The organism is Lactobacillus sp. UMNPBX1 (genome assembly GCF_002554085.1).
GTDB classification, from domain to species: domain Bacteria; phylum Bacillota; class Bacilli; order Lactobacillales; family Lactobacillaceae; genus Lactobacillus; species Lactobacillus crispatus.
On the sequence record NZ_PCZI01000002.1, the window covers coordinates 113,060 to 132,939 of the forward strand.

Annotated in this window: 16 protein-coding genes, 1 tRNA gene and 1 pseudogene; 3 read left to right on the forward strand and 15 right to left on the reverse strand. The window is 37.1% G+C overall.

The window, feature by feature from the left end:
* Positions 1 to 78: 78 nt before the first annotated feature.
* Positions 79 to 152 (reverse strand) — tRNA-Arg (locus CP352_RS02570).
* Between the two features lie 156 nt (positions 153 to 308).
* On the opposite strand from CP352_RS02570, the gene CP352_RS02575 reads away from it, so the two are divergent.
* Both CP352_RS02575 and CP352_RS02580 read left to right on the forward strand, forming a co-directional pair.
* Positions 309 to 1,205: an alpha/beta hydrolase gene (locus CP352_RS02575; protein ID WP_089142902.1), complete on the forward strand. Its 897-nt coding sequence runs from the start codon at positions 309 to 311 to the stop codon at positions 1,203 to 1,205.
* Positions 1,206 to 1,217: 12 nt separating this feature from the next.
* Positions 1,218 to 1,574, forward strand: a complete 357-nt coding sequence (locus tag CP352_RS02580; protein ID WP_005721969.1) for an arsenate reductase family protein — start codon at positions 1,218 to 1,220, stop codon at positions 1,572 to 1,574.
* Positions 1,575 to 1,619: 45 nt separating this feature from the next.
* On the opposite strand, the gene CP352_RS02585 is transcribed toward CP352_RS02580, so the two are convergent.
* The 6 genes and pseudogenes from CP352_RS02585 to CP352_RS02610 all read right to left on the reverse strand — a co-directional run.
* Positions 1,620 to 3,200 carry an ABC transporter ATP-binding protein gene (locus CP352_RS02585; protein WP_089145374.1) on the reverse strand — a complete coding sequence of 527 codons (1,581 nt, stop codon included), beginning with the start codon at positions 3,198 to 3,200 and terminating at the stop codon, positions 1,620 to 1,622.
* Complete coding sequence (locus CP352_RS02590) at positions 3,200 to 4,780, reverse strand: ABC transporter ATP-binding protein (RefSeq protein ID WP_089142903.1); 1,581 nt, start codon at positions 4,778 to 4,780, stop codon at positions 3,200 to 3,202. Before CP352_RS02590 ends, CP352_RS02585 begins: the two co-directional genes overlap by 1 nt.
* A 333-nt stretch (positions 4,781 to 5,113) precedes the next feature.
* Positions 5,114 to 5,929, reverse strand: coding sequence for a Cof-type HAD-IIB family hydrolase (locus CP352_RS02595; RefSeq protein WP_013086548.1), 816 nt, complete (start codon positions 5,927 to 5,929; stop codon positions 5,114 to 5,116).
* A gap of 59 nt (positions 5,930 to 5,988) precedes the next feature.
* Positions 5,989 to 6,306, reverse strand: a complete 318-nt coding sequence (locus CP352_RS02600) for a hypothetical protein (protein ID WP_005723267.1) — start codon at positions 6,304 to 6,306, stop codon at positions 5,989 to 5,991.
* Positions 6,307 to 6,427: 121 nt separating this feature from the next.
* Entirely contained in the window at positions 6,428 to 6,688 is a 261-nt protein-coding gene (locus CP352_RS02605; protein WP_005719435.1) for a hypothetical protein, read from the reverse strand.
* 122 nt (positions 6,689 to 6,810) lie between these two features.
* Positions 6,811 to 7,110: pseudogene (locus tag CP352_RS02610) on the reverse strand (alpha/beta hydrolase); the annotation flags it as partial.
* A 93-nt stretch (positions 7,111 to 7,203) separates the two neighbouring features.
* Between CP352_RS02610 and CP352_RS02615 the strand changes: the two are divergent.
* A complete protein-coding gene (locus tag CP352_RS02615) occupies positions 7,204 to 9,585 on the forward strand; it encodes a Xaa-Pro dipeptidyl-peptidase (protein WP_089145414.1) in 2,382 nt (793 codons plus the stop codon).
* 56 nt (positions 9,586 to 9,641) lie between these two features.
* On the opposite strand, the gene msrB is transcribed toward CP352_RS02615, so the two are convergent.
* From msrB to CP352_RS02655, 8 genes are all read right to left on the reverse strand, one after another.
* Positions 9,642 to 10,079: a peptide-methionine (R)-S-oxide reductase MsrB gene (msrB, locus tag CP352_RS02620; protein WP_005719441.1), complete on the reverse strand. Its 438-nt coding sequence runs from the start codon at positions 10,077 to 10,079 to the stop codon at positions 9,642 to 9,644.
* 15 nt (positions 10,080 to 10,094) lie between these two features.
* Positions 10,095 to 10,376: a hypothetical protein gene (locus CP352_RS02625; protein ID WP_065989508.1), complete on the reverse strand. Its 282-nt coding sequence runs from the start codon at positions 10,374 to 10,376 to the stop codon at positions 10,095 to 10,097.
* Positions 10,377 to 10,501: 125 nt separating this feature from the next.
* Complete coding sequence (locus CP352_RS02630; protein WP_013086553.1) at positions 10,502 to 11,365, reverse strand: GRP family sugar transporter; 864 nt, start codon at positions 11,363 to 11,365, stop codon at positions 10,502 to 10,504.
* A 144-nt stretch (positions 11,366 to 11,509) separates the two neighbouring features.
* The gene (locus CP352_RS02635; protein ID WP_089142906.1) at positions 11,510 to 13,036 is read right to left on the reverse strand and encodes an L-lactate permease; all 1,527 of its coding nucleotides are present in this window, start codon (positions 13,034 to 13,036) and stop codon (positions 11,510 to 11,512) included.
* A gap of 263 nt (positions 13,037 to 13,299) precedes the next feature.
* Positions 13,300 to 16,488 carry a carbamoyl-phosphate synthase large subunit gene (gene carB, locus CP352_RS02640; RefSeq protein WP_013086555.1) on the reverse strand — a complete coding sequence of 1,063 codons (3,189 nt, stop codon included), beginning with the start codon at positions 16,486 to 16,488 and terminating at the stop codon, positions 13,300 to 13,302.
* Positions 16,481 to 17,566: a carbamoyl phosphate synthase small subunit gene (locus CP352_RS02645; RefSeq protein WP_005719452.1), complete on the reverse strand. Its 1,086-nt coding sequence runs from the start codon at positions 17,564 to 17,566 to the stop codon at positions 16,481 to 16,483. Before CP352_RS02645 ends, carB begins: the two co-directional genes overlap by 8 nt.
* Positions 17,566 to 18,843: a dihydroorotase gene (locus CP352_RS02650; RefSeq protein ID WP_005719454.1), complete on the reverse strand. Its 1,278-nt coding sequence runs from the start codon at positions 18,841 to 18,843 to the stop codon at positions 17,566 to 17,568. The genes CP352_RS02645 and CP352_RS02650 overlap by 1 nt, the downstream gene beginning before the upstream one ends.
* Entirely contained in the window at positions 18,843 to 19,799 is a 957-nt protein-coding gene (locus tag CP352_RS02655) for an aspartate carbamoyltransferase catalytic subunit (RefSeq protein ID WP_005728145.1), read from the reverse strand. The genes CP352_RS02650 and CP352_RS02655 overlap by 1 nt, the downstream gene beginning before the upstream one ends.
* Positions 19,800 to 19,880: the final 81 nt, after the last annotated feature.

Here is a 19,880-nt window from a genome sequence, read left to right on the forward strand (position 1 = left end):
CTTTGTAGTAAAATTTAGCACATAGATACCTAAGGTATGTAAAAAGCCTGTAAGACCAATGCTTACAGGCTTAATTTATGATCCGGGTGAGATTCGAACCCACGACCCACAGTTTAGAAGACTGTTGCTCTATCCAGCTGAGCTACCAGACCATCTTGTATGTTTGTATGTCCTCAACAGAACATAAACTATTATAGGGAAACGTTAATTAAAATGCAAGAGGATTTTTCAAAAAAGTTTTTATTTTTTCAAATTCAATTAAAGTATAATTGAGTTAACATAGATAATTACTAGAAAAGAGAACAATTATGGAACTTAAAGATAAAATCAAAAAGTTTGTTACTGACTTTAGAGATGGTGCATATCAGCATGACACCAAACGTGACAGTGGCTTGCCTCACGACATCCCTGAAGTTGAACGTCTTGATAATCTGCCTTATGGTCCAGATGAAAAGTGGCATACTTTAGATGTTTATTTACCCAAAAAGCACGAAGCTCCCTTCCCTGTCATCATCAATATTCACGGCGGTGGTTGGGTTTATGGTACTAAAGAAATCTACCAATATTATGGAATGGGTTTAGCTAAGCGCGGTTTTGCTTTCATCAATCCCAACTATCGTCTTGCACCAGAAAACGCGGAATTCCCTGATGAATTAGACGATGTTGATCGCTACATGCATTGGGTTAATGAGCACGCTGAAGAATATCGTCTAGATCGCAACAACGTTTTTATCGTTGGCGACAGCGCCGGTGGTCAAATGGCTGAGCAGTATGTCACTATTTTGACTAATCCAGATTATGCCAAGTTATTTTCTTACAAACCATTGAACTTAAAATTTAGGGCTGTCGGCTTGAATTGTGCTGCTTCCTTCATGTTAACCCCAAGCAATTTAGATGGCATGGCTAGCGCCTACTTCACTAAAAATGCAGTTAACAAGTATCATGAACAACTCGACGTTGAAAAATATATCAATCACAATTTCTTGCCGACTTTTTTAATCACGGCTAACAAAGATTTTTTGCATGACATGCAATTTACCCTCTTTGGCTTCTTGCTCGGTCGCGGTGTTCACGCCATCTGCAAGTCCTATGGTGATGAAGACAATCCTCGCGGTCATGTGTTCTTTGTTGATCAAAAAGACGAGCTAGCTGATATCGCAAATGATGAAGAAATTGAATTTTTTAGAAAATTTTTACAAAAATAAGGACGGAAAATAATGATTAAATTTTATGGTTATAAACGTTGCTCTACCTCACGTAAAGCACGCAAGTGGATGGATGACCATCAGGTCAACTACGAATTTCAAGATTTAGTTGAACAGCCACCGAAAAAAGAAGACTTGGTAAAATGGATGACCAAATATCAAGATCGTGGTCTAAAATATTTCTTCAATACACACGGTCAAGATTACCGCAGAGAAAATTTGAAAGAAAAAGTGCCAACAATGACGATTGAAGAAGCTGCAGATATGATGTCAAAAAATGGCAAATTAATCAAGCGGCCATTAGTCGTTGATGACAGTAATTTAACTTGCGGTTTTAAAGAAGATATTTTCGAACAAATTTGGCTATAATAAAACAAGCCCATAACCTGTAACTTTGAGGTTATGAGCTTGTTTTTATTTCTTTAAATGAATTTCACGATCAAACAATTGATGCATTTCTTGATTAAAGTTGTGAGCAATGAATACAATCGTTGCATCCGTCTTAGTCAACTGACGCAAAATTTTCATCGTAGCCGCCTGATCAATTGCACTTGTCGCCTCATCAATCAAAATCAACTTGCTCTGGTGCACCATGCTTCTAGCTAAAACAATTTTCTGCCTCTGACCACCAGAAACATTCAATTGATCAAGGTCAATCTTAGTCTCAATGCCAGCCGAAAACTTAGCAATATCTCCTGCAAATTGAACTTTTTCAATAGCTGATTTAACTCGATTTAGCAGTTTTGAATTGAACATCGTAATATTTTCAACAATCGTTACTGGGAATAACACTGGATCTTGCGGCAAATAGCCAATTTCAGCTAAATCAGGTTGAATCTTTTCACCCTTTTGATTAAAGTATTGAATCTTGCCGCGACTGGCTTGCAATTCACCTAAAATCAATTTGAGTAAAGTTGATTTTCCTGTACCTGAATCACCTGTTAGTAAAATTTTCTCTCCAGCTTTAACTTGGAAATCTGGGAAAGTCACGGCCTCACCGTTTCTAAAATCGATAGCTAAATTATGGATTGAAAAACTAACCGCTTGTTCTAAATTACTTTTCTGTTCAGACTGAATTTTCTTTCTAGCTACAAAAATCTCTTCTCGCAATTTCTTTGTTGCTCGCATTCTTCCACCATAATTAGCAACTCCTTGCAAAGAACCAAATAGTGCTCCATTGAAGTTGCCAATGCTGGCAATCAAACCAAAAGCAGCCCAATTATTCACTACCAAAAATCCAGTTAAAAGAAAGATTAGCACATCTCCTAATGAATAAGCCAATTGATTCAGATAATCTAATTCCTGATCTACTTTTTCCTTCTCAATATTTGCTGCTTCCAAGCGTCCTGAATTTTCAGCAATAGTCTTAAAAAGCTTATCGCTAGCCAAATAGCGACGAACTTCTGATAAGCCAATTAACCAATCACCTAAAGTCTTCAAATACTTTCGATTAGCTACTGATACCTTTTCAGTAGCTTTTTGTAATGGCTTATCCAGTAATTTAGGTAAATAAATCTGAATTGCGGCAAAAATTAAACAAGCAACTAACAAACTCCACTGAAAAGTCACCAAGCTAAAGGCTACACCGACAATACCGGCTAGCATCCCTACTACATAGCGGAACGAATCTAAATAGTCATTATGTAACAGTTTCAAATCATTAGTCATCCGATTTTGCGCTGCACTAACCGCATGCTTTTGACTATCGGCAAAATAATGATCTGTTAGTTCTTGCCGAATTAAATGCAGGTAATTTTGAATCAACTTTTGCCAAATGATTCCCGCCAAATTATAGAATAAGAATACCATGACATAGCTAGACAGCTGGATTAATGTCCAAGTTAAAAATAAACTCAAGTTTCTATTTTTGGCAGCATCAAATTGCAAAGTTAACACATAAGCTACAACTACTTCGCCAACTGCTGCAATAATCTGTAGTCCCATAGCCAGACAGAATTTAATTGGATTAAGTTTAAATAATTCTTTGCTACTCATTATTTTCCCTCCAAGTGAACTTCACGATCAAACAATGCTCGTTGTTCTACGGTTAAATTGTGTGCAACGGCCAAAATTGTTGCTCTACTTTGCATTAAGTTTTGGAAGATTTTTGTCGTTGCTTGTTGATCAATTGCACTAGTTGCTTCATCTAAGTACAGAATCGGCTTCTCATGCAACAACGCCCGCATTAAAACTACCTTTTGTTTCTGTCCACCAGACAGCAATTCCTGTTGTGGATCAAGCTGTGTCTCTATCCCATTTTTCAAACGCGCTTGATCACTATCAAAAACCGTCTTATGAATCACTTGTACAGCTTTTTTATTAAGCTTAGGCTTAAACATAGTAATATTTTCTTGAATACTGCCAGGAAAGATCAATAAGTCCTGTGCCAAATAACCTAATTGACGTAAATCAGGTTTGATCTTTTTTCCTGTTTTATCGCAATAGATTACTTCACCCGTACTTGGCTTAATTTGCCCTAACAAAACTTTTAATAAAGTTGATTTTCCTGTACCTGAATCACCAGTCAATAAAACCTTTTCACCATTCTTCAGTTCAAAGTCAGGATAAGTAATTCTTTCACCATTTGGATATTGTACTGACAAGCTTTTTATTTGAACGGTAGCGATTTGTTTTAAAGAATCATACCCTTTTTCTGGTAAACACTTTTGCAATTTAGCCAGATCATCCCGCAAAGTTTTCGTTGATTTTAATTGCGTATATCTGTTCACGCAACTATCTACACTATAAAAAATTCCATTGGCAAAATATCCCGCTGTCAGAATCGCTCCTAAATTTACCTGATGATTGAAAAACAAAATTCCAGCAATAAATGGAACACCAACACGACCAGCTATATTAAATATCGCAGACACTAAGCTAGTATAATGTAGCAATTTATCTCGCTGATATTCACTCTGCTCTAGTTTCTGACTCTGTTGTCCCACCACCTTTTTCAAAACAACTTTACTCTGGTAGCGTCGCAGCTCATCTAAACCCTTGAACCATTTTTCTAACAACTGCAAAAATTGCTTATTTTGGATAGAAACAGCTTTAGTTGCTCGATTGGTATATTTTTCAGTCAATTTCGGCACTACTACTGCAAGCAAAGTAACTAATAACGTATAGACAACCAATATCCAATGAAAGGTAAACAGCGTACCAATAGTTAAAATAATATAAATTAAGTCACAAACAAAATAGAAGTAAACATTATAGTAACTCTCTTGCACTAACTGCAAGTCATTTCCCAAATGATTTTCCATCTCTGAAACTTTGTCTTCAGGCTGCTGATAATAATGTCGTATAATTCGCTGTCTTACCTGATGAAAAAGTGTCTGTGTTTGTTTGGTATTTTGTAAACTTCCCCAATTAAAACTGACATTGCAGACCTGTCCAATTAAAAATTGTACAAAGATTAATTCCAAAAACAGTTCGAATTTACCACTTGCAATTGCATTTAACTGCGGACTAGTTAAGTAGGTGTACATTGTAGTTGTCAGTTGCGTTAGCGTAATCAAAAACAGAACTAACATTGCCCGCTGACGGTTAGCTTTAATATAATCTCTTAAACCCATTATTTTCCTCATTCTTTTTTGACAAAAACGTATAATCAGCAAAAAAAGCTCTAACATGATTTGTCGCAAAGAAAAAGCACTGTTCTGGATGCTCACATCCTATTAACAGTGCAACAAATAAAGGTTGATTTTGATAAAGAAAACCACCCTCAATTCATCTACTGCTAATACTTGGTATGCAAGCAAAAAATGGGTGCACTAAACAAGGTGCAAAGACAGTATTTTGCTAAACAACAAATCAAATATTAGAGATTCAGTAAACGAATCATATGGCAATTTCCTCTATTTCTATAAGTTAATTAAAACTATATCATATTAATTTAATTTTACAAGCTATTTTTTATCTTCAGCTAAATATTTTTGCAAAACTTTGAAAACACCGTTCTCCGTATTAGCTGGTGCAATATATTTGGCGTGCTTTTTTACCTTATCCATGCCATTAGCCATCGCATAAGAATATTTGGCAAAGTCAAGCATGTCAATATCATTGCCACCGTCTCCAAAAGCAATCAGATCATCCCCAGTCATCCCCATCTTTTCTAGGAGATGCTTTAATCCGGCACCCTTATTAACGCCTTGTGTGTTAACATCAATGGCAAAAGTTGCGGAAGCAAAAGCAGAGATCTGGTTATTATGTTCAAAATTAAAATCACGTTCAATCTCCGCTGCCTTGGAACTATCCATGCCAAAGGTTATCTGATAAATCTGTTCTGGCAAATCATTCCAGTCATCAATCACGGTACTATTACCAGCAAAGTAAGCCAAAAAGTCGCGTTCATCTTTTTCAACATTGCTATGCAAATATGCAATATCTCGGCCAAAAACCATTGTAGCCATTTCACCATATTTCACATGTACATCATGAATTAGCTTTAAAACGTCATCGCGATTAAGCAAATAACTGCCAGCTTCTTGACCCTTGATGATTAATCTCGAGCCATTCAAAGTTACGAAATCCATTCTGCTGGCAAACTTGCCAAAGTCCTGCTTCAATCTAACATAAGGACGCCCTGAAGCCACGATAAAATGTACTCCTCGTTTTTCAAATTCAGTCAAAATTTGATCAAATTCCTTGTGATTAAACTGCTTACGATCATCTAAAAACGTGCCGTCCATATCTACAGCAACTGCCTTAAATGGTAAAGTCATTTTTTCACCCCATCATTATTCTATTTTTTCCAAAAATAATCTTATCATTTTTGAGCATCCTATTTCATCCGTAATCTACCACGTTTTAGTACAAAATAGCTAATTGTTAATAGAACAGTGCTGGTAAGAAGAAAAATAAAATTATCACTCCAAAAATAATGCCAACCTATTTTTGTTAAAATATCTGGCGTTAAAATTTCTTCTACTGTTGCATAGATATAAAAAACAGCAAAAACCGATGCAATTAAATAGCCTACTCCAGCTAATGAGTAAAAAATTATGCTAATCCATTTTTTAGTCACCATAACTCGGTTTCCTAGCCAAACGAATAAAATAGCCGTCACTAATGGCAAAACATAATAATACCAGAATCCCATAACTATCTCCCTGATTAATTTTGGCTCATTATCACATGCAAAAGTAAAAAAACGGTAAAGAAAACTTTAATTTTGGGCAAAAAAAGACTAGCTCACTTCAGAGCTAGTCTTATCTATTCTATTAAACTAACTTAACGTGCTTAGCATGCCTGTTCTTGAGCTTAGCCCAACCATCGAAAAACAATGCCCCAAAAAGCAAAATCATAATAATTCCTGCCAAAATAATGGCATTAGTCGAATTAGCAACTGCTAAACTTTGGGCTGAATCAAAATCAGCAACTTCGTCCATTTGGATAATCAATCCTGAAAACAACATGGCTAAGCCGTTCAATGTTAGCAAGCCACACAGAATTGTTAAGATTTTAGTCTTTAATAGCTTCATAAAACCATGCCCTTTCTTTATTAATTAGATGAATATTATACACGCATTATTTTATAATTCAAGTAATTGGATTAAGAAAAGGCACAAAAAATAGACATACGTTCGCATGCCTATTATTAACTTTATTTATTCCACAGGAATTTGATTAATACTTTATCTACTTTTGGATTCTCATGCAACTTGGAGTGACGTGAATTTTTTCCAGTAAACTTCACTACCTGATAGCTTTTAGCACGATCTGCCACTAAATATTTTAATGACAAAGATGATACATTGGGTACTGTTCCATCGGTTTGACCACCAATATCACCAATGATGTTTAAAACACGAACTTTATTTTTCGGATATGTTTCTCTTACACCCGTCATTTTCCGATAGCTAGCATTCATTTTGTTCGGTTTTCCGGCAGAATTCAATTTTAAAAAATATTTCTTACTTATTAATTTTCATATCTATTGGTTATAGCCACAATTAAAAGTAAAATAGAAAGTAATTAAACTGCAAAGGAGAAAAATATGAAATATAATCAATACGCTTATGTCGAAACTGACTTCGATCAACAAGTAAAAGAATTAATCGACATCAATTTCTTACCTAAAAATTATGCAGACTGGAATTTTAACGATTTGCTGGGCAAGCTCGTTAAAATGACAATTGCTGAAGCAAAAACTGACGCTGCTAAGACAACAAAATTATCTGAATTTGCTGTTTCAAATGAGCAAACTTTAGCTGACTTTTTAAAAGGAAAGCCTGAATCAATTGATACTGCTCAATTCTATAATGTAGCCTTACAATTACTTGGCTATCATGTTCATTATGACTACGAATTAGCCGATCCAACCGGCTTTATGCAAAAGAATGCTTTACCTTTTGTCCAAGACATTTCTGATGTCAAAAAGTTAATCTCTGCTTTTTATCGTTTGCTCAATACTCGCGCCAAAAACGGTCAAATTTTGCTCGATGTAATGGCTGGTAAGGGGTACTTTACTCAATTCTGGGGACAAAATAAGTTTAAATTTTTCAATGGCAAAGCTATTCCTGTCTTCGATACCAACAAAGTAATTCGTGAAGTTGTTTACGTTGAAACTGATCTTGATACTGATCATGATGGTAAGAGTGACTTGATTCAAGTTACTGTTTTCCGACCAGCTGAAACTAACAAAGGCTTAAAAGTGCCTGCCCTTTATACTGCTTCACCATATTTCGGCGGAATTATCGCTAATGAAAAGCGTAACCATAATGTTGATGAAAATTTATCTGATGCCGCCGATTGGAATGATCCACAATATGTTCATTCACCAATAGTTAAAGCAAAGCAGCCAGACGACTCTAACCACCCAGCTACCGAAGAAGCAGTACATAAATCTTCTTATCCATTAAATGAGTATATGCTTGCTCGTGGTTTTGCCAGTGTTTTTGCTGGAGCAATTGGTACCCGCGGTAGTGATGGAGTTCGTATTACTGGTGCACCTGAAGAAACTGAATCAGCTGCTGCAGTTATCGAATGGCTCCACGGCGATCGTATCGCTTACACTGACCGTACTAGATCTGTTCAAACTAAAGCTGACTGGTGCAATGGCAATATCGGAATGACTGGTCGTTCATATTTAGGCACTTTGCAAATTGCTATTGCCACTACTGGGGTTAAAGGCTTGAAAACTGTGGTTTCTGAAGCCGCTATTTCTTCTTGGTATGACTATTACCGTGAACACGGTTTGGTAATCGCACCCGAAGCCTGCCAAGGTGAAGACCTTGATTTACTGGCTGAAACTTGTCAATCAAACTTGTGGGATGCAGGTTCTTACTTAAAGATCAAACCAGAATACGACAAGATGCAAAAAGAGCTTTTAACAAAAGAAGACCGTGAAACCGGTCAATATTCCAACTTTTGGGAAGCAAGAAACTACCGCCATCACGCTGACGGCATCAAATGTTCTTGGATTTCTGTTCACGGTTTAAATGACTGGAACGTTAAGCCAAAGAATGTTTATAAAATTTGGCAACTAGTCAAAAAAATGCCAATGAAGCATCATCTTTTCCTACACCAAGGTCCTCACTACAATATGAACAACTTTGTTTCTATTGATTTTACTGACTTGATGAACCTTTGGTTTGTACATGAATTACTAGGGATTGAAAACAATGCTTACAAGCAATGGCCAACCGTCATGATCCAGGACAACTTGCAAGCTGACAAGTGGCACGAAGAAAAGGATTGGTCAAATGAATTAGGTCAAAAGAAGACCTACTACCCAACTGATGACGGCGAGCTTTTCCAAGATGGCAATGGCAAAGCACAACAATCATTTGTCGATGAAGGTGGCATTGAATTTAAGAAGGCTGACATCTCAGAAAGCGACTGGCTATACAAGTTCATCTGTGGTGATGAAAAATGGGCTAAACCAAGTTTGCGTTTTAAAACAGACGAATTTATTCACCCAACTACGATTGTCGGTCGTCCTGAAGTAAAAGTTAGAGTTAAAGGCAGCTTACCTAAGGGACAAATTTCTGTTGCTTTAGTTGAATTGGGAGAAAGAAGACGCTTAACCGCTACACCTAAGTTCTTAATGCGCGGCGGTCAAGAACTTGGCTATAGATTTGGCACTGATACTTTGCAAGAATTTGTGCCGGACAAGAAGACTAAGGCTAAGTTGATCACTAAGGCTCACATGAACTTACAAAACTATAAGGACATGAAAAGACCTGAGAAGATTGATGCTGACAAGTTCTACGATTTAGACTTCTTGCTTCAACCTACCTACTACACTCTTCCATCTGGTAGTAAGTTGGCCTTGATCATCTACTCAACTGATGAAGGAATGACTAAACGACCACTTGAAGAAGAAACTTATACAGTTGATTTGGCCAATACTGAAATTAAGTTCTATGAGAAATAATTTTTAATATATAAACTAATACGGCAGATATTTATTTTAAGTATCTGCCGTATTTTTTATTCAAATATTTTCTTATATTCACCATAGCCAGCCTGTTCCAACTGATCATATGGAATAAATCTCAATGCTGCGGAATTAATGCAGTAACGTAAACCACCTTGATCCACTGGGCCGTCAGTAAAAACATGACCTAAGTGAGAATCAGCTTCGGGACTTTTAACTTCTGTTCTCTCCATTCCGTGCGATTGATCGCGGTGGTAAGTTAATTTCTTAATTGGCTTAGTAAAACTAGGCCAACCACAGCCTGCATTATACTTATCTAAGCTTGAAAAAAGTGGCTCACCTGACACTACATCAACGTAAATCCCCTTTTCATAAAAATCATCATATTTTCCGGTAAAAGGATATTCTGTAGCGGCCTTTTGAGTTACGTTATATTCCTCATCAGTTAGCCGCTTTAAAGCTTGCTCTTTTTCTTCTTTGTTAAAAGTCATTGGATCATTCCTTTGCTAAATATGTTCAGTAGTACTTGGAAAGAAATTATCTATTTTCTTTTCATAAATATCAAATTTATATTTTGTCAAAAATTGATTTGATGGATAATATATTCTAACCTGAAGCATCTCATTTTTGCCATTCATATGCACTTCTTTATTTGAAACTTCCAAAAATGGCTTAAATGCAGCAATCAGATTTTGATAAGAACTATAAACATGCACATTATGTTCGACAATTTCTCGATTACGTGCATACCGACGACCGTCGATCACGTATACTGTATTATCACTCATAGAAATCATCCTCTCTTTAGCTTCTACTTATATTTTAATTCATTTTATATTTATTCATGACTTTTTTACTCAAAAACTCCAACAATTATCATGTTGGAGTTCATTCAATATTTATTTAAAATTCATTAAAATACTGAGGTCAAAACTGCACCGGCAACAATTAATATTAAACCGATCACAGTATAAATAAGACCTTTTTGTGTCTTCTTTTCGTGTAAGAAAAGGATACCACCAAGAGTAGAAATAACAACACAAAGTTGTGACATAACAAAGGCTAGGTTTACACCGTTCATCTTAACTGAAACAATGTATGCAAGAGCAGCAATTGCGTAAATCACACCGGCAGGAATTACTTGATAACTTTCTTTTTCCTTAAAGACTTGTGTTTGCTTAGTTGCAATTAAATAAACAATTGCTGCAACCAACATTCCAATGGTTTCAGCAAAGAAAATCATTACGCTGTCACCCTTCAAGGCCTTTGGAATGGAACTTGAAGTAATGTAACCAAGTGTAGTCAATACCAGCACAATCATTGTAGTGGTCTGATTCTTTTTTCCACCCTCAGATGTACCTTTGTCAGTCAATGATGTAAATGCTACACCAATAATTAAAGCTAAGATCCCTAAAAATCCAAACAATTTAGCTTGAGTGCTTGCCCATTCACTAAAGATCAACACACCTACAAGTGGCACACCGATCAACTGCAAACCAGTTGAAATTGGCATAGTTTCAGAAACCCCAACCTTGGAATAACTGTAATACTGACCAACTTGACCAATAACCCAAGCAGCACCAGCTAACATTGCTAAAATAAAAGTAGTCGCATTAAAAGATGGACGCTTAATGAGAGTAACTGCAGCACCAAAGATAAATGCACCAAGAACGGTACCTAAAATTTGGTGGTAAATGTTACTCTTCTTGACACCAGCAACAAACATGGGCATAAGACCCCATCCTATTGCCGGAATAAACAGAAATAAATAACTCATTCGTTTTGTCTCCCTTATTAATGTAAAAAAGTTACAAAAAGCATTCTATCAACGAAAGCGCTTTTAATGCAAGCGATTTACTATTAATGGATGACAAGTGCAAATCAATATATATCAGAACACCAAGAGTTATTTAAATTATTTTTATAAAAATCCTACGGCAAAGCCTATTCCATATAGGAATATACAAATTATTCCCAAATACAATAAGCACCATTTAGCCACTTGCTTCAAAATTATTGATTCAGATCCATCTTGTCCAATTGCAGCTGAAGCAACAGCTATACTCTGAGGTGAGATCATCTTTCCAGCAGTTGCTCCCACCATATTTGAACCAACTACCCAATTACTATTTACGCCTAAAGCCTTAGCTGAAGACAATTGCAGGTTACCAAAAAGAACATTAGCTGAGGTATCAGATCCTGTAATAAACGTACCCAAAGCACCAATTAACGGTGCAACTAATGGATATATTGGTCCCATTAGAACTACTAATGCTGCCGCAATTGCTGAAGTCATTCCTGCGTAGCCCATTACCTTGGCTAAAGCCACAATAGAACAAATTGTAATTAATGTTTTCCATAATCCAAAAATTGTTGATTTTAAGATTTGTCCTAATTTCTTGAAACTAACTTTTTGAATTAATCCACCAATAAAAGTAGCTAGCAAAATTAATGTTCCTGGTGAAGAAAGCCAATTAATCTTAAACAGTTCTGTATCTTTCCCAGTATATACCTTAATATAAGAAGTCACTTTTCCCAATAGATGCTGAATATTTGGAAACAGTGATGAAGCAAGAACCACAAATACGAACACTAAAATAAATGGTGAACTTGCACGCAAAATTTCGATAGCGCTGTGCTTCTCAATATTCTCTTTTATGTCATTATCTTGATGATGATATAATTTTGCCATCAGAACTGTAGTCAAAATACAACAAATTGAACCAACAATTGCTGGTAACTCTGGACCAACAAATTTTGCTACCAAAATTTGCGGAATTGAAAATGACAAACCAGACATCAGGGTAATTAATCCCACTCCTTTGATAGCTTTAACTCCGCCACCTGTTAGAATCACCAATAAAAACGGAATTATAATAATTAATAATGCAAGTTGTAAAGTAATAACAAATGATAATGGAGTAACGGGCAAATTAGTTACGTCACTCAGTGTAATCACTGGTAATCCAATTGCACCAAAGGCAGTTGGTGTAGTATTAGCAATTAAACAAATTACGGCGGCATTAATCGGATTAAGACCAAATCCAATTAATATCCCAGCGGGAATTGCAACTGCTGTCCCAAAACCTGCAATTGCTTCTAAGAATCCACCAAATCCCCATGCGATAATCAAAACTAAAATACGCTGATCAGTAGTGATTGACGACAAAGTATCTTGAATAATTTTAATTCCACCTGAATAATTGCTTACATTATAAGTAAACAGTGCAGCCACGATTACATAAACAATTGGCCATAGCCCCATCAGAATGCCCTCTAAAGCACCCGTCAAAGTGTCAACTATAGAGAGGTTAAATCCCAGTATAGCCAATACGATAGTAATTAATAGTCCAATGCTGCATGCTTTAATAGCAGGCATTTTTCGAATTGCCAAAGAGTAAATAAGCCAAATAATTGGAATTAAAGCCAATAAAAACGAAATCCACATTTTTATTTCCCCCTAAACACTTCACTTCCTTATCTCAGATTATAAATGTATTCGCTTACAAAAGATAGTGAAATATTCTTAATCATGGCTCTATAATAAAGTTTGTGATACATATTTTTTTCACAATATCTTGATTGAATGCTATCTATCGTTTATTTATCTCAGAATTATTAGCTCACTTGTGAAAATTATTTTTTGCATAAAAAATAATGCATTCTCCTACTTCAATAGAGAAATGCATTATTTTTATCTATTCAACTATCCTACTTCAAAGCATCAGTAGCAAATGATCTATTCTCCAAGCTAGTAAGCAAAGCATCTGCAGTATCAAGTGCTGTAATCAATGGTACATTTTGACCAATGGCAACCTGTCTAATGATGAAGCCATCAGAATTCTTTTCAATATCGTGACCCATCGTATTGATAACCAAGTCAATCTTGCCATTTCTTAATTCATTCAAGATATTATCCTTGGCGTCTTCATCTTCATGCACTTTAGTTACTGGATCAACATGCAAATCATGACTACGCAAGAAATCAGCTGTACCCTTAGTAGCAAAGATTCTGTAGCCAATCCGCGCAAATCTCTTGGCAATTGGTAAAATCTTTTCTTTGTCTCGATCTTCGATGGTAAGTAATACATTACCATTTTCAGGCAATTGCATCTTAGCACCTGCAAAAGCTTTGTAGAGAGCTTTGGCAAAAGTGTGATCACTCCCCATTACTTCACCTGTCGATTTCATTTCTGGCCCGAGATATGCATCAACGTCCGATAATTTGCTGAAGGAGAAGACTGGTGCTTTAACAGAGATCATGTCTGGCTCTGGGGCAAGACCATCACCGTAGCCCTGTTCAGCCAAACTTTCGCCCATAATTACTCGGGTAGCGACCTGAGCCATTTCAATACCCGTGATCTTGCTTAAAAATGGCACTGTTCTACTTGCCCGAGGGTTAACTTCAATTACGTAAACTTCACCATCTCTGACAATGAATTGAATGTTCATAATGCCGACACAGTTCAAAGTCAAAGCAAGCTTTCTAGTGACATCAGTAATCTTTTCTTTAACTTCATCAGAGAAGGTTTGTGGTGGATAAACAGCCATTGAGTCACCAGAGTGGACACCGGCATGCTCAATATGTTCCATGATTCCTGGCAAAAGAACTTCCTTACCATCACTAATTGCATCAACATCACATTCACGACCATCAAGATAATCATCAACCAAGATTGGGTGGTCTGCTGCAATATCAACGTGGTCTTGCAAGTATTCTTCTAACTCTGCCTTGGTGTAGACAATTTCCATCGCCTTACCACCCAAAACATAACTTGGACGGACTAAAACTGGATAGCCTAGCTTATCAGCAGCTTCAAGTACGCCTTCATGAGTAGTTGCAGTTAAACCTTGAGGCTGATTCAAATGAAGTTGCTTAATGATTTGATCAAACAGTTCACGGTCTTCTGCACGGTTAACATCAGCTACTTTAGTGCCTAAAATCTTGACGCCATGTTCTTCTAAGCCATGAGCCAAATTGATTGAGGTTTGACCACCAAATTGAACAATCACGCCTTCTGGCTTTTCCAAGTCGCAGACATTCAAGACATCTTCCAAAGTTAATGGTTCAAAGTATAATTTATCTGAGATAGAGAAGTCAGTTGAAACAGTTTCAGGATTAGAATTGATAACAATTGCTTCGTAGCCCATCTTTTGCAAGGCCTTGACACAGTGAACAGTCGCATAATCGAATTCAACACCTTGACCGATTCTGATTGGACCTGAGCCAATAACGATCACCGACTTCTTACCAGTCTTATGTGATTCATTTTCAGCATCATAAGTTGAATAAAAGTATGGTGTCTTTGATTCAAACTCAGCAGCACATGTATCAACCATCTTGTAGACTGGGATGATGCCATGCTTTTTCCGAAATGCTCTTACCTCATCTGCAGTTTCATTCCACAAAGAGGCAATCGTTGGATCACTAAAGCCATATTTCTTAGCTAAGCGCAATACATCAACATCATCTTTATTTTCCTCAAGTGTCTTTTCCAATTCAACCATATGTTGCACGATATCTAAAAAGTAGAAATTAATCTTCGTTAATTCATGAACATCTTCAGCTGAATAACCACGTCTAAATGCCTCAGCTAAATAGAAGAGACGATCATCTTGAGCTTTGACTAATTTTTGCTCTAATTGGTCATCACTAGCTACGTGTGCTTCTGGTGAGTAAAGATCTTTTTCATCAATTTCTAGTGATCTTACCGCTTTTTGCATAGCTTCTTCTGCAGTTCTACCGATGGCCATAACTTCACCGGTAGCCTTCATTTGAGTACCTAAAACTCTGTCAGCCTTAGGGAACTTATCGAATGGCCAGCGAGGGATCTTGCAGACAACGTAATCAAGAGCTGGTTCAAATTCGGCATAAGTAGTACCAGTTACAGGGTTCTTGATTTCGTCCAAAGTCATACCAACGGCAATCTTGGCAGCCATCTTAGCAATTGGATAACCAGTTGCCTTAGAAGCTAAAGCAGATGATCTTGAAACACGCGGATTTACTTCAATTACATCATAATTAAAGCTATTTGGGTCAAGAGCAAGTTGAACGTTGCATCCCCCTTCAATTTTCAAAGCCCTAATCAAACGCAGTGAACAATCACGAAGCATCTGATATTCCTTATCAGATAAAGTTTGACTTGGTGAAAAGACAATTGAATCACCAGTGTGAATCCCTACCGGATCAAAGTTTTCCATGCAGCAGACAATCATTGCATTGTCATCATGGTCGCGCATTACTTCAAATTCTACTTCTTTATAGCCCGCAATTGATTTTTCAATCAAACATTCAGTTACAGGGGAAAGTTCCAATCCATTTTTGGCAATCTCTGCTAATTCTTCATGATTATTACAGATACCACCACCGGTACCACCCATCGTAAAGGCAGGACGAACAATGATCGGATAGCCAATCTCATCTCCAAAAGCTAAGGCATCTTCGACTGTATTAACTGTCTTAGAAGGTGGAACTGGTTCACCTAATGACTTACATAATTCCTTAAATTTTTCACGGTCTTCGGCTTGTTCAATAGATTGCAGCTTAGTACCTAGAAGCTCGATGTGTAATTCATCCAAAATTCCTGTTTTGGCAAGTTCCATAGCCATGTTTAAGCCCACTTGACCGCCAAGTGTTGGCAAAATAGCATCAGGATATTCTTGACGAATAATTCGTGAAATCGATTCAACTGTCAGAGGTTCAATGTACACCTTATCTGCAATTGTTGTATCAGTCATGATCGTAGCTGGGTTGGAATTAACTAAAACTACTTCATAGCCTTCTTCGCGCAGAGCCAAGCATGCCTGTGTACCAGAATAATCAAATTCTGCAGCTTGACCAATAATAATTGGACCTGAGCCAATCACCATAATCTTATGAATATCTGTTCTTTTAGGCATGACGCTCTTCTTCCTTTCTCTGATCAATCATTGACATAAAGTCGTCGAATAATGAAACCTCATCATGAGGACCCGGTGTTGCATCAGGGTGAAATTGCACTGAAAATGCAGGATATTTCTTATGACGTAACCCTTCAACCGTCCCATCATTGACTTCAACGTGGGTAATCATTAAGTTATCCTTGTCAATTGAATCTGCAGACACAGCATAACCATGGTTTTGTGAAGTAAAACCAATATTACCAGTTGCAATCTCTCGTACAGGGTGATTAAAACCGCGGTGCCCAAATTTCATCTTGTAAGTTTTAGCCCCATTAGCTAAAGCAAAGACTTGGTGTCCCATACAAATTCCCATCAAAGGAACATGCTTTTCTACTTCACGCACCATTTTAGTTGCCTCTACCATTTCTTCTGGATCACCAGGGCCGTTACTCAAAAGAACACCATCTGGATGAAGGTTTAATACTTCTTGGGCAGTAGCTGTATATGGTAAAACAATACAATTACAATCACGTTCTGCTAGTTCACGCAAAATACTGTGTTTAATTCCAAAGTCGATAACCACAATATTGCGTTTCGAACCAGGAACTGGATATGGTGACTTGGTTGATACTCGGCTAATTACACCTTGAGTTACATTCTTAATCTTTAATTCTGCCGCAATTTTTTCTGCATTTTCTTTTGAATCTGCAATCTTACCACGTAATGTACCGTGAACTCTCAATTTTTTAACTAATTCACGCGTGTCAATTCCCTGAATACCTGGAATGTTCAAATGCTCCAAAAACTTTGGTAAGGTTGTCTGCATTCGCCAATTATCAGGATGACGGGCAACCTGGTGACAAATTACGCCTTTGATCCTTGGCTCAAGTGACTCATAATCTGCCAAGGTAATACCATAGTTTCCAATTAAAGGATTAGTGAAAACCAAAATCTGATCGGCATAAGATTGGTCGGTAATTGCTTCTTGATAACCAGTCATCCCTGTTGTAAATACAACTTCACCAACTGTTTCGCAATCAGCGCCAAAACCCTCGCCAGCATAGATGCTACCATCTTCTAGGATTAAATACCGCATTATTGTTCATCCCTTCTGTATACAACCTGACCATCAACCATGGTCATTACAGTTTCACCATACACCTTGTCGCCCGTAAATGGTGTATTAACGCCTTTTGACTTATAGTCTTCTTCTTTTAATTCAGTTTCATGGTCTAAGTCAAAAATCGCAATATCAGCTGGCTTACCTGGTTCAAGTACCCCGGCATTTTTTAAGCCAAACGTTTTAGCTGGTTTATCGGAGAGCCATGATAAAAGTTGCTCCAAGGTGAAGACTTTTTCTTCTTTGACAAATTTAGTATATAAAGTAGAAAATGCTGTTTCACTACCAGTAATACCAAAGGCTGCGCCCTTCATGCCACCTTCTTTTTCATTGCGAGCATGAGGAGCATGATCAGTCGCAATTAAATCGATTGTACCGTCTAGTAGTCCCACTAGTAACGCCGCTTGATCTTCCTTATTTCTCAATGGCGGATTCATCTTATAATAACCGTTGTCCTTAGGAATATCGTCATCTGTTAATAAAATATGGTGTGGCGCTACTTCACAGGTAACATTGATTCCACGCGCCTTAGCCATTCGAACCAGTTCTACACTAGTTTTAGTTGATACATGGCAAATATGATAATGGACGCCCGTTTTTTGTGCTAAAAGCAAGTCTCTAGCAATTTGCGTTGTTTCTGCTAATTCAGTTACTGGCGGCAAGTTTAATTCCTTGGCTTTAGGTCCTTCATTCACGATCCCTTTATTAAAAAGCGAATCGTCTTGTGCATGAGTAGCAATGATCAAATTATTTTCCTTGGCTTTTTGCATTGCCAAATACATCGTTTGAGCAGTTTGGACTCCATGACCATCATTACTTAAGGCAAAAGCACCAGCCTTTTTCAATGCTGCATAATCAGGAATGACATCAGTAGTTTCATCATTAGTGATTGGTCCATATTGAAAAATATGAACCACACCTTTTTCATTGTTTTCTTGTACCATTTTTTGCATTAGCTCAGGCGTATTAGGTACAGGCGTCACATTAGGCATTGCCCCTACCATAGTAAAACCACCATGAGCAGCGGCTTCACTACCGGTTTTAATATCTTCCTTGTAAGTTTGTCCGGGATCACGATAATGAACGTGGACATCAACCAGTCCAGGACTAACTAGCTTGCCACTTGCATCAATCTCTTTATCTGCCGTTAAGTTAGTCCCTATTGCTTTAATCTTTTGATCTTCAATTAAAACATCTGCTTTAATTAGACGACCATTTTGATAAACTGTGCCATTCTTAATTACTGTTGCCATTATTCTAATCCTCCAAGTCGTCTACCGCGCAATACTGCCTCGATCATTGCCATACGCATGAACACACCATTTTGCATTTGTCTGACAAACATGCACTTATCGCTTTCAACTAAATCACCGCTAAGTTCAACATCATGGTTAATTGGACCCGGATGCATGATGATGGTGTCGGGCTTCAATGCACTATAGCGTTGATGATTAATACCATATTTTTCATGATATGCTTTAGCATTAAAAGTCTTTTCATTAGGATCGCCTGCATGACGTTCATGTTGAACCCGTAAGAGCATCATCACGTCCATATTTGAAACTAATTGATCAATTTCTTCATACTTACCATATTGATCGAATTCTTTATCATACCAGTAACTTGGACCTGAGAAGTAAACTTCAGCGCCCAACCTAGTCAAAAGTTCCATGTCACTTTTTGCAACCCTAGAATTAGTAATATCACCAACAATTGCAACCTTTAAGCCTTTAAAGTGGCCAAAATGTTCATGAATAGTCATCATATCGAGCATACATTGGCTAGGATGTTGACCGCTACCATCTCCAGCGTTAATCACACCAATATTTAAATGTTGATGTTCTTTTAAGTTAATCAAATCATTGTAATACTCATTCTGTGAGTGACGAATCACTTCTAAGTTGACACCTAAGGCGTTCATAATTAATGAAGTGTCATATAAGGTTTCACCCTTATTAACAGACGAATGAGCCGGATCAAAAGGAATAACTGTCAAACCTAGTTTTCTTTCAGCTATTTCAAAGCTCGTATGTGTTCTAGATGAATCTTCAAAAAACATATTAGTTACATAAACTGGCTTAGTTAAACGTGGTGTTGCACCGCCTTTTTTGAAGTACTCAGCTCTCCTGATTAAGGCTTCTACTTCATTACTATCCAAATTTTCAACACTCACAAAATGTGGTAAATTAACAAGATTTAAATTTTCCATTTTCTATTCTTTCTATACAAAAAAGCCTGAAGCATTTAATTGCTCCAGGCCTAGAGTCTTCCCGTGTACACGAAAAGAAAT